This window comes from Capnocytophaga sp. oral taxon 335 str. F0486, from assembly GCF_000277665.1.
GTDB lineage: Bacteria > Bacteroidota > Bacteroidia > Flavobacteriales > Flavobacteriaceae > Capnocytophaga > Capnocytophaga ochracea.
In genome coordinates this window covers 85,402-96,153 of the sequence record NZ_AKFR01000029.1, presented here as the reverse complement: position 1 = coordinate 96,153, position 10,752 = coordinate 85,402, and the positions used below count along the sequence as shown (strand labels likewise).

Genomic DNA, 10,752 nt, shown 5'->3' with positions numbered 1-10,752 from the left:
TAAAGAACGAACAATGAACGAACAATGAACGAACAATGAACGAACAATGAACGAACAATGAACGAACAATGAACGAACAATGAACGAACAATGAACGAACAATGAACGGTGCGAGCCACACGGGCAGATAGAGAAAAGACGAATAAAAGACGGTGCGATTTGCACGAGCAGATGAGGGAAAGACGAATAAAAGACGGTGCGAGCCACACGGGCAGATAGAGAAAAGACGAAGGAAGAGCGATGCTAAAGCGAAGGTAAGTTGAAGTTGAGGTAAAGATAAAAAGATGGTTATTAGAGGTTTTTAACTTTGTTAGAGTTTCAAACTTCTGCAAAGTTTATACATAAACGAATGATGAACGAGTGAAACCTGAGTAGCAGGGTGGAGATAGGGTGTTTTATAATAGTTTAAAAGTTCATTTTATTAGGGTTTTATTAATTTGTAAAAATTTTGCATCATTAAAAATAAGCTTTTAAAAGGATATTCAGTAAAAAAACTCTTTGCATATTGGTGCTAAATCAAAAATATTATGTACTTTTGCCCCAAATTTACATAGTGGGCTTTGTGAAAAAACTACTTATTGGAGTTAATAATCACTATGTGAGTTATATAAAAATTAATTTAGAGAATTACGATGGAGAAAATAACCGCTGCCATTACGGCTATCGGAGGCTATGTACCTGAAGATGTTCTAACCAATGAAATGTTAGAAAAAATGGTAGATACTAACGATGAGTGGATTTACACCCGTACAGGTATCAAAGAAAGACGCATACTTAAAGACCCTAATAAAGGTTCATCATTTTTAGGAATTGAAGCCGCTAAAGACCTTATTCGTAAAACAGGTCTCGACCCCAAAGAAATAGACTTAGTTATTTTGGCTACGGCTACCCCTGATATGCCTGTAGCCCTTACAGGTCCTTATGTAGCGTCGCAAATAGGGGCTGTGAATGCTTTTTCATTCGATTTGCAAGCTGCGTGTTCGAGCTTCTTATTTGGGGTTTCGGTAGCTGCTAAATACATAGAATCAGGACGTTATAAAAAAGTACTCTTGGTGGGGGCAGATAAAATGTCGTCTATCATAGACTATACCGATAGAGCTACTTGCATTATCTTCGGCGATGGGGGAGGGGCTGCACTCTTTGAACCTAACTATGAAGGTTTAGGTGTACAGGACGAACTTTTAAGAAGTGATGGCATAGGACGTAACTATTTGTACATAAAAGCAGGAGGTTCTCTCTGTCCGACTACGGCTGAAACAGTTGCTAACAAAGACCATTTTGTATTCCAAGACGGTAAAACGGTGTTTAAATATGCGGTTACAGGAATGGCTGACATAGCAGAGGAGCTTATCAAACGGAACGGTTTGACCTCAAACGAAGTGCAATGGCTTACGCCTCACCAAGCTAATAAACGCATTATTGATGCTACCGCCGAGCGTATGGGATTACCTGCTGAAAAAGTGATGCTCAACATTCACAAGTACGGCAATACAACTTCGGCAACCATCATCTTAGCTCTTAACGACTATGAAAACCAACTCAAAAAAGGAGACAATATAGTATTGGCAGCCTTTGGGGGAGGTTTCACTTGGGGAGCTATTTACTTAAAATGGGCATACGACGGAGCCCTTTATCACAAATAAGGAACAACCATTGAGAAAAATACAATACACGTATGGATTTAAGAGACATTCAAAATTTAATTAAGTTTGTTGCCAAGTCGGGGGCAAGCGAAGTGAAATTGGAAATGGAAGATGTAAAAATCACCATTAAAACGAACCCTGATGAAAGTGGCAAAGAGCAAGTGTTTGTACAACAATTGCCCGTAGCACAACAGCTACCGCAATTGCCTTTGCAACAGCAAGTGCCTGTACAACAACTTCCTACAGCTGAACCTGCTGACAGCAAACCAGCAACACCTGCCGATGACGATAGCAAATACATTACTATCAAATCGCCGATGATTGGTACTTTTTATCGTCGTCCTGGTCCAGACAAACCGCTATTTGTGGAAGTAGGTTCTACCATAGCCAAAGGTAGTGTGATTTGCATTATTGAGGCGATGAAACTTTTCAACGAAATAGAATCAGAAGTTTCTGGTAAGATAGTTAAAATATTGGTTGATGATTCTTCACCTGTAGAATTTGACCAGCCATTGTATTTAGTGGATCCTTCATAAACCAAACAATTATGTTTAAAAAAATATTGATAGCCAACCGTGGAGAAATTGCCTTACGCGTGATACGTACGTGTCGCGAAATGGGTATCAAATCGGTAGCCGTATATTCTACTGCCGATGCTGACAGCTTGCACGTGCGTTTTGCCGATGAAGCTGTGTGTATAGGTCCTCCACCCAGCAAAGATTCATACTTAAAAATACCTAATATTATAGCCGCTGCCGAAATTACTAATGCCGATGCCATACACCCAGGCTACGGATTTCTTTCGGAAAATGCGAAATTCTCGAAGATTTGTGCAGAACACGGCATTAAGTTTATAGGCGCATCGCCTGAGATGATAGAGAGAATGGGTGATAAGGCATCAGCTAAAGCGACTATGAAAGCCGCAGGAGTGCCTACCGTACCAGGTTCTGACGGGCTCGTAGAATCGTTGGAGCACGCTAAAAAGATAGCTGCTGAAATAGGCTACCCTGTGATGCTGAAAGCTACTGCCGGTGGGGGAGGTCGCGGTATGCGCGATGTATGGAAAGAGGAAGACCTCGAGAAAGCCCTCAACAGCGCGATGCAGGAAGCAGGAGCTGCCTTTGGTAACGATGCGATGTATATGGAAAAGCTGATTGTAGACCCTCGTCACATTGAGATACAAATCGTAGGCGACCAATACGGCAAGGCTTGTCACCTTTCAGAACGCGATTGCTCGATACAGCGTCGCCACCAGAAACTTACCGAGGAAACGCCGTCGCCTTTTATGACGGACGACCTTCGCAAGCGTATGGGAGAAGCTGCAGTGAAAGCTGCTGAGTATATCAAATATGAAGGGGCAGGAACGGTAGAGTTCTTGGTAGACAAAGACCGCAATTTCTACTTTATGGAGATGAATACTCGTATACAAGTAGAGCACCCTATCACTGAACAGGTGATAGACTACGACCTTATTCGCGAACAGATATTGGTAGCTGCCGGAGTGCCTATCTCAGGTAAGAACTACACGCCTAAACTGCACGCCATAGAGTGTCGCATCAATGCGGAAGACCCTTATAACGACTTCCGTCCGTCGCCAGGTAAGATTACCACCTTGCACGCCCCAGGAGGTCACGGAGTGCGTCTCGATACTCACGTGTACAGTGGTTATGTAATTCCGCCTAACTACGACTCGATGATTGCGAAACTCATCACTACAGCGCAAACCCGTGAGGAAGCAATTGCTAAGATGAAACGCGCCTTAGACGAGTTTGTAGTAGAAGGAGTGAAAACCACGATTCCGTTCCACTTGCAACTAATGGACGACCCCGATTACTTAGCAGGCAATTACACTACTAAGTTTATGGAGGATTTCCAGATGAAACCCCAAGTGGCAGAATAATGAAGTAGAAATGGTTATATAAAGAAAGGGACTGTCTAACTCAAGAGAAAGATAGTCCCTTTTATATCGTTACAATACTATGATATATCTTATTGTATATTTTATTTGTTGGGTATTAGCTGTTGTACTGTATGCTTTTTCTTTCGATGAAAGCTTTGTATATACTGCATTATACACTCATTTGGTTTATGGAGTAGGCTTTTTTGGGTTGTTTAACTTTGTAGGGCACTCGGTACTCAGTGAGAAAGTAGCTAAAACCATAGGATGGGTATCTAATGGTTTTCAAAAAGAATTGGGGTTTGTGTCGTTGGGGATTGGTATTTGTGGTATATTGTGCCATTGGTTTCGCGACGGATTCTGGTTGGCAACGGCTATTCCGTTTAGTGTATTCTTGATAGGAGCAGCCTTGTTACACATTGCTGAGATGAAGCGAAAACACAATTTCAACAAAGGGAACGTATGGATTATTCTTCCTGATTTGCTAATGCCCCTAACGTTATTAATATTGTTTATACTGAATTAGAGATGAAACTGATAGCAATGATACCTGCCCGCTACGGAGCGACCCGCTTTCCTGCAAAGCTGATACAAGACCTTTGTGGCAAGCCTGTAATTGTACATACTTATGAACGTGTAGCTGATACCCGCTTGTTTGACGAAGTGTATGTGGTAACTGATGACGACCGTATAGAAAAGGCGATACGAGAGGTAGGAGGCAAAGTAATTCGCAGTAAAAAAGAACACAATAGTGGCAGTGACCGTTTGGCAGAAGCTTCAAGAGATTTAGACGTAGATATTATTGTAAATGTACAAGGAGATGAGCCTTTTACAGATAAAGAGAACTTACAAAAAGTAATTGATATTTTTGCTAAAGACCTTACTAAAAGCATAGCGGTAGCGAGCCTAATGGAACGTATTACCGACCCAGATGATATTGCAAACCCAAACAATGTGAAGGTAGTAGTGAACAAATTTGGAGAGGCACTCTATTTTTCGAGGAATATCATTCCTTTTCCTCGCGACCCTAATACCAAGGTGTCTTATTACAAGCACATAGGTATTTACGCCTATCGCAAAGAAGCATTACAACAGTTCACCGAGTTACCTCCTTCCTTATTAGAAGAAACGGAAAAATTAGAACAGCTTCGTTACTTAGAAAATGGGTTTAAAATACGTTTAGCACTTACCAATATTCCTACCATAGGGATTGATACCCCCGAAGATTTGGAGAGGGCACGTAAGCGATTGATTACACAAAAGTGATAAAAATAGAGATAAAAAGACTAAAATTGAGGGGAATAAAGCAGAAATTTAGCAAATTATTAACATTGATTATCAGCTATTTATAAAAATGTTGATAACTTATTAATAAAAAAATGCTGTAAAGTTTCTTTTTTTCTATATCTTTGCTACGTCTAAAGAAGTGTGAAGACACGAATAGAGCGACCTAATTAATAACGAATTAAACAAAAAATTATCGGCTATACATCAGAATATAGTTGTTTAAGTGAAAAATGAAATATAACAAGTATTACGTAGGGTTAGATATCGGGACTACCAAGATTGTAACTATGGTAGGGGCAAAGAACGAATACGGGAAGATTCAGATTTTAGGTTATGGGCAATCTAAAAGTGAAGGTATCAATAAAGGAGTAGTAACTAACATTGCTAAAACTACTCAATCTATTATGGATGCTATTCAAGATGCCAAAGAAAAGACAGGCTTAGAAATTGAGAACGTAGAAGCAGGTATCGCAGGACAAAATATCATAAGTCGTTCACATAGCGATTATATTACCCGCACAGACCCTGAACAACTTATAGACTTTGACGATTTGGAACGGCTGAAAGAACAGGTGTTTTCTATAGCACTTTCACCAGGACAAAAGATAATTCACGCACTCCCTCAGGACTATAAAGTAGATAATGTGGGAGATATTAAAGAACCTATCGGTATGATGGGGACGCGTTTAGATGCTACTTTTCACTTAGTTATCGGGCAAGTAAGCGCTATCAAAGGGATTACTCGTTGTGTGGAAATGGCACATCTAAAGCCCATAGGTCTTACTTTGGAACCTATTGCTTCTGCTAAAGCTGTATTAAGCGAAGAGGAAAAAGATGCAGGAGTGGTGTTAGTGGATATAGGAGGTGGTACCACCGATGTAGCTATCTTTAAAGATGGTATTATTCGCCATACAGCCGTAGTGCCTTTAGGAGGTAATATTATTACTGATGATATAAAAGAAGGTTGTGGAATACTCACCCGTCAAGCCGAGATGCTGAAAGTAGAATTTGGGTCGGCTTGGCCAGGAGAGAACCGAGATAATGAGATAGTATCTATTCCTGGTATTAAAGGGAAGGAACCTAAAGAAATAACACTTAAAAACCTTTCTAAAATTATTCACGCAAGAGTAAGTGAGATTATCAATTTAGTGTTTAACGTGATTAAAAATTACGGTCACGAAGAAACTAAAAAGAAACTGTTTGCCGGAGTAGTACTCACAGGAGGTGGAAGCCAACTGAAGCATATTGTTCAGTTAGTAGAATATATTACGGGAATGGATGCCCGCATAGGTTATCCTAATGAGCACTTAGCAGGTAACTCTGACCCTAAACTTACTTCGCCTATTTACTCTACGGCTATAGGTCTTGTAATGAGCGCTATTGAAAATGAAGCAGAAGAGCAATTTAAAAAACGCTTCCAGGAAGTAAAAGCTCAAGAAACAATAGAGAACGGAAAAGGAGCGGTAGTAGAGCCTTTATCAGCAGATTTGCAGGATTCATCACTTGAAAAACAACCTATCACAATAGTAGATTCACCAAAAATAAACGTTTTTCAAGATAAAGATGAAGATGATGAATTAGAGATACATAAAACTAGTAGAGGTTGGTGGAGTAAATTAAATGAAAAACTAAAGGACTTCTTAGATAGTGAAGATTAAGTAGAAACAAATAATTATGATTTTTTTGATATGAATTCGGACATTCAATTTGATTTGCCAAAGAATATTAGTAACTATATCAAAGTTATTGGCGTAGGAGGCGGAGGGTGCAACGCCGTGAATTTCATGCACAACGAAGGTATAAAAGGGGTAGATTATGTAGTCTGTAATACAGATGCACAAGCTTTGGAAAACAGCCCTATCCCTAATAAAATTCAATTAGGAGTTACCCTTACTGAAGGATTAGGAGCAGGAGCCAATCCTGATATTGGTGAAAAAGCGGCTCTTGAAAGTATTGAGGATATCCAACGTACTTTGGAAGGGAATACCCAAATGGTGTTTATCACAGCTGGTATGGGTGGTGGAACAGGAACAGGAGCAGTGCCCGTAATAGCTAAGCAAGCTAAGGATATGGGTATTCTTACCGTTGCTATTGTAACTACTCCATTTAATTATGAAGGCTTAAAACGCAGTCGACAAGCACAAGCGGGTATTAAGAAACTACGTGAATGTGTAGATTCTCTTATTGTTATCAATAATAATAAAATCAACGAAATATACGGTGATTTGAGTATTAAAGAGAGTTATGGAAAGGCGAATGAGATATTATTAAAAGGAGCTAAAGGTATGGCTGAGGTAATCAGTAAGCATTACCTTGTAAATATCGACTTACGTGATGCTCGTACCGTACTTGAAAACGGGGGTACAGCTATTATGGGCTCAGCCTCAGCTGAAGGTGATAACAGAGCTTATGAAGCTGTAGCAGCTGCTTTAAACTCTCCTTTACTAAATGATAATAAGATAGCAGGTGCTAAAAACGCTCTTCTTTTGATTACTTATGGTAAAAAAGAAGCTACTCAGCGTGAAGTTACTGAAATAAGTAGTTTTATCCAAGAGCAAGCAGGTGATAATATGGCTGACCTTATCTATGGGATAGGTGAAGATGAATCATTAGGAGAAGCTATTTCTGTGATAGTGATTGCCACAGGCTTTGATGCTGACCAACAACAAGAAATAGTGAACGCTGAAACCAAAAAGGTAATACATATTCTTGAGGAAAATCAAACAGCTACTCGTGATTTAACAGAACCTAAAGGAACTGTGGTTAATGCTATAAATAGCAGTTATCCTATTTCCTCAATCTCTGATATAAAGAAAGAGTCTTCGCTATCAGATTTATTTAATATTTGGGTGGATTGTGAAATAGTTACTGCTGTAAATGATGAGTTTGTGATAGTAGATAAGTCTATTCCTAAAAAGAATAGTTTTCAAACTATTGAAAAAAAAGCTGAAGTGCAAACCCAGCAATCAACATCAGTAAAACACGAAGAGCCCGAAAAAGAAGCTCCAATTATTCACCAATTGAGTGAGGATATTCATAAAGAAGCTCCTCAAGTAGAACGCCGGAAGAATCCTCCTGTTGTAAATCAAGAGGGAGAAATTCGTTATACTTTAGAAGACTATACAGAGCTTGAAAGAACTTTTATAGAAGCAAAGCCAACCTCTTTTACAGAAGATAAAAACTCAAACGAGTTTATTCTTTATAAGAAAGAAGAGGATTCTAAGTCCAAAACTTCTCCTTCTTCAGGTCAATTAGATATGTTTGCAGAAGAAGAGGATATAGAGTCTTCTTTGAACCCTATTGATAGTAGAATCTCTGATGTAATGAAACGCTCTCGTTCCAATCGTTTGCAAGATTATAACTACAAGTTTGGAAGTAATAATCAATCACGTACCTCTATGGGGAAAGATAGCGCAGGAGAGATGCAAATAAGAAAAAACAATTCTTATTTACACGACAATGTAGATTAGTTTTATAGGACTCATCTATGAGAAAAACCATATTCTAATAAAAACGGGAAGTTTAATTAAAACTTCCCGTTTTTCTATACAATCACATTATTGAAATTATTTTATAGTACTCTATTCATATCCCACTCTTCAAGATATTTAGCTACACGCTGTACAAACATTCCTCCTAAGGCTCCATTTACAACACGATGGTCATAACTGTGAGAAAGCATTAGTTTATAACGAATGCCTATTGTGTCTCCTTCTGGAGTTTCAATTACAGCAGGAACTTTTTGGATAGCTCCTATTGCTAAGATACCTACTTGTGGCTGATTAATAATAGGAGTGCCAAACAAAGTGCCAAATGAACCTATATTGGTTACTGTATATGTGCCATCTTTCACTTCATCAGGCTTGAGTGCATTAGCACGAGCTCTATTAGCAAGGTCATTTACTACTTTTGCCATACCTCTTAAACTGAGCTCATCAGCGTTTTTTATAACGGGAACAATTAGGTTGCCGTCAGATAGCGCAGTAGCCATACCTATATTAATATTTTTCTTCTTGATAATGTTATCTCCTTCTACTGAGACATTCATCATAGGAAAATCAACAAGTGCTTTGGCAACCACTTCCATAAAGATAGGTGTAAAAGTGAATTTCTCACCTTCGCGCTCTTCAAATGCTTTTTTCACTTTATTGCGCCATTTCCATATGCGGGTTACATCTACCTCAATAAAACTTTGTACGTGTGCTGAAGTAAGTTTGCTTTTTAGCATATGCTCTGCAATGAGTTTACCCATACGGCTCATCTCAATTCGTTCTTCACCGTGTTTGGTATAAACTCTCTTATCGGCAGGAGTAGTATCAAAAGTAGCTGAAGGCTTTGCTTTTCCTTGTGTCCTATGCGATAGATAGTCAAGAATATCACTCTTGGTTACGCGGTCGTTTAACCCCGTTCCTTTGATGCTGTCTAACTCACTTAAACTGATACCTTCTTTCTTAGCGATATTCTTTACCAAAGGTGAATAGAAACGCTCTGTTTTGCTGAAGTCTATTTGTGGCTGAGCTGAGGTACTTTGTTGTATGTTAGCAATGTTCTTTTCTAAACTTGCAACCGATTGTTGTACAACATCAAGCGCCTCTCCAGAAGTGCTAATCTCTTCTTGTGTCTCAATAACAGCTATTACTTCACCTACTTTCACAACATCATTCACTTGAAACTTGATTTCAGCCAATATACCCGACACATCAGTAGGTACTTCAGTATCTACTTTATCTGTAGATACTTCCACAATACTTTCTTCAGCTTCTACAGGATCGCCTACTTTTTTCAGCCAGTTGGTAACAACAGCCTCTGTTACACTTTCTCCTAATGAAGGGAAAATTAATTCATATCTTGCCATTTTCCTGCTACTTTATTTCTTTAACCTCTTGTGGGAGGTTCATATTTTTGGTTAATACGCTTATTTTATTAAGGTCTATATCGCCTGTGAGCGATAATACAATAGTTTGTTTTGAAGTCTCGGTCGGTTCTACAAGCATTAGCAGTTCCGATACGTGGGTAGCATCTTTCCCTTCTTTGGTGTAGAATTTTACATTTTGAGCTTTGTCTTTTACTTGCATTAATTCTGATAGCCCTGCTGTTTTAAGGTACTGTTGTGCTTCTGTTTTCATTAGCCCAGCAGCCGTTTTACTTTCAGTCGTAAAAATCTTCATTCCTTTGAGCTTATTAGCAACTTCCATAAACTCTTTAGCTTCCGCATCTTTACTGTCAATTTTTGATAGCATCTGAAACATCTTCTGTGATACTACCACAGTGCTAATATCTTTATTGGTTTCTAACTTTTCAAAGGCTGTCTGTCCGTTAACAGCTATGGTCACCCAAAAAGCAGATAGCATTAATATTTTCTTTATTTTCATAGTAACAATATGTTGTTAATGTTCTTTAACGATTTTGTTTTTAGTTTCTTCATACTCTTTGAGGTATTGCACTTTCTCAGCGCCTTTATTATATTCCTCTGAGAGTATTAAAAGCCCTTTTTTTATTACTTGGTAGTTGTACTCTGCTTCTTTGTATTCTCGTTGCTGTTTCACCCAATAAAAAGAGCCTAATCCTATCGCCACCGCTATGAGTACACAAATTGCAATAGTTTTTTTCATATTTTCTTGTAACTTTGTTAATGTCTTCTGAATATTGATAAATCAAAGTCAAGGAAGTAAAGAGTTATCAATATCAATACTAATAACACTATCCAAAAAGTTTTGTTTACCCCTGCGTTTTTTCGGTTGCGACTCTCACTGCGGATAGAACGCCATTCTTCCGTGAAGTGGTTCGTTACGGTTTCGCGGTCTTTGCGAATGCGTGAGCCCATCTCAAAAGGGTTGCCTTCTTCCTTCCCTTCGTAGTAACGAGGAGTATAGTTAAAGCGCTTGTTCTTTGGTAATTTAAATAATCTAATCTTCATAATAATGC

The 10,752-nt window shown here is 38.8% G+C and carries 11 protein-coding genes; 7 read left to right on the top strand and 4 right to left on the bottom strand.

Features of this window, described 5'->3' with window-relative positions; all coding sequences use genetic code 11:
- Positions 1 to 632 precede the first annotated feature (632 nt).
- From HMPREF1320_RS06150 to ftsZ, 7 genes are all read left to right on the top strand, one after another.
- Positions 633 to 1,643, top strand: coding sequence for a beta-ketoacyl-ACP synthase III (locus HMPREF1320_RS06150; RefSeq protein ID WP_002672722.1), 1,011 nt, complete (start codon positions 633 to 635; stop codon positions 1,641 to 1,643).
- 32 nt (positions 1,644 to 1,675) lie between these two features.
- Positions 1,676 to 2,179 (top strand): acetyl-CoA carboxylase biotin carboxyl carrier protein, encoded by a 504-nt coding sequence (gene accB, locus HMPREF1320_RS06145; RefSeq protein ID WP_002672720.1) that lies wholly within the window; start codon positions 1,676 to 1,678, stop codon positions 2,177 to 2,179.
- Between the two features lie 11 nt (positions 2,180 to 2,190).
- A complete protein-coding gene (accC, locus tag HMPREF1320_RS06140; protein WP_009417859.1) occupies positions 2,191 to 3,543 on the top strand; it encodes an acetyl-CoA carboxylase biotin carboxylase subunit in 1,353 nt (450 codons plus the stop codon).
- A 79-nt stretch (positions 3,544 to 3,622) separates the two neighbouring features.
- The gene (locus tag HMPREF1320_RS06135) at positions 3,623 to 4,066 is read left to right on the top strand and encodes a DUF6790 family protein (protein WP_009417888.1); all 444 of its coding nucleotides are present in this window, start codon (positions 3,623 to 3,625) and stop codon (positions 4,064 to 4,066) included.
- 2 nt (positions 4,067 to 4,068) lie between these two features.
- A complete protein-coding gene (gene kdsB / locus HMPREF1320_RS06130; RefSeq protein ID WP_009417872.1) occupies positions 4,069 to 4,806 on the top strand; it encodes a 3-deoxy-manno-octulosonate cytidylyltransferase in 738 nt (245 codons plus the stop codon).
- Positions 4,807 to 5,057: 251 nt separating this feature from the next.
- Complete coding sequence (ftsA, locus tag HMPREF1320_RS06125) at positions 5,058 to 6,485, top strand: cell division protein FtsA (protein ID WP_009417866.1); 1,428 nt, start codon at positions 5,058 to 5,060, stop codon at positions 6,483 to 6,485.
- 30 nt (positions 6,486 to 6,515) lie between these two features.
- Positions 6,516 to 8,297, top strand: a complete 1,782-nt coding sequence (gene ftsZ / locus HMPREF1320_RS06120) for a cell division protein FtsZ (RefSeq protein WP_034554261.1) — start codon at positions 6,516 to 6,518, stop codon at positions 8,295 to 8,297.
- Positions 8,298 to 8,398: 101 nt separating this feature from the next.
- Here ftsZ and HMPREF1320_RS06115 read toward each other — a convergent pair whose 3' ends face one another.
- The 4 genes from HMPREF1320_RS06115 to HMPREF1320_RS06100 are packed head-to-tail and all read right to left on the bottom strand — an operon-like array spanning position 8,399 to position 10,744.
- Complete coding sequence (locus tag HMPREF1320_RS06115; RefSeq protein WP_009417822.1) at positions 8,399 to 9,682, bottom strand: dihydrolipoamide acetyltransferase family protein; 1,284 nt, start codon at positions 9,680 to 9,682, stop codon at positions 8,399 to 8,401.
- Positions 9,683 to 9,689: 7 nt separating this feature from the next.
- Positions 9,690 to 10,199 (bottom strand): DUF4252 domain-containing protein, encoded by a 510-nt coding sequence (locus tag HMPREF1320_RS06110; RefSeq protein ID WP_009417850.1) that lies wholly within the window; start codon positions 10,197 to 10,199, stop codon positions 9,690 to 9,692.
- A gap of 15 nt (positions 10,200 to 10,214) precedes the next feature.
- On the bottom strand, positions 10,215 to 10,439 hold the full coding sequence (locus HMPREF1320_RS06105) for a hypothetical protein (RefSeq protein WP_009417829.1): 225 nt from the start codon (positions 10,437 to 10,439) through the stop codon (positions 10,215 to 10,217).
- A gap of 17 nt (positions 10,440 to 10,456) precedes the next feature.
- Positions 10,457 to 10,744, bottom strand: a complete 288-nt coding sequence (locus tag HMPREF1320_RS06100) for a hypothetical protein (protein WP_002672706.1) — start codon at positions 10,742 to 10,744, stop codon at positions 10,457 to 10,459.
- Between the last annotated feature and the right edge of the window lie 8 nt (positions 10,745 to 10,752).

What these genes read in the sequence shown, in the direction of transcription:
- HMPREF1320_RS06110 (WP_009417850.1), bottom strand. Translation starts at nt 10,199, where the DNA reads ATGAAAATAAAGAAAATATTAATGCTATCTGCTTTTTGGGTGACCATA.
- HMPREF1320_RS06105 (WP_009417829.1), bottom strand. Translation starts at nt 10,439, where the DNA reads ATGAAAAAAACTATTGCAATTTGTGTACTCATAGCGGTGGCGATAGGA.
- accB (WP_002672720.1), top strand. Translation starts at nt 1,676, where the DNA reads ATGGATTTAAGAGACATTCAAAATTTAATTAAGTTTGTTGCCAAGTCG.
- HMPREF1320_RS06100 (WP_002672706.1), bottom strand. Translation starts at nt 10,744, where the DNA reads ATGAAGATTAGATTATTTAAATTACCAAAGAACAAGCGCTTTAACTAT.
- HMPREF1320_RS06150 (WP_002672722.1), top strand. Translation starts at nt 633, where the DNA reads ATGGAGAAAATAACCGCTGCCATTACGGCTATCGGAGGCTATGTACCT.
- kdsB (WP_009417872.1), top strand. Translation starts at nt 4,069, where the DNA reads ATGAAACTGATAGCAATGATACCTGCCCGCTACGGAGCGACCCGCTTT.
- ftsZ (WP_034554261.1), top strand. Translation starts at nt 6,516, where the DNA reads ATGAATTCGGACATTCAATTTGATTTGCCAAAGAATATTAGTAACTAT.
- HMPREF1320_RS06135 (WP_009417888.1), top strand. Translation starts at nt 3,623, where the DNA reads ATGATATATCTTATTGTATATTTTATTTGTTGGGTATTAGCTGTTGTA.
- ftsA (WP_009417866.1), top strand. Translation starts at nt 5,058, where the DNA reads ATGAAATATAACAAGTATTACGTAGGGTTAGATATCGGGACTACCAAG.
- HMPREF1320_RS06115 (WP_009417822.1), bottom strand. Translation starts at nt 9,682, where the DNA reads ATGGCAAGATATGAATTAATTTTCCCTTCATTAGGAGAAAGTGTAACA.
- accC (WP_009417859.1), top strand. Translation starts at nt 2,191, where the DNA reads ATGTTTAAAAAAATATTGATAGCCAACCGTGGAGAAATTGCCTTACGC.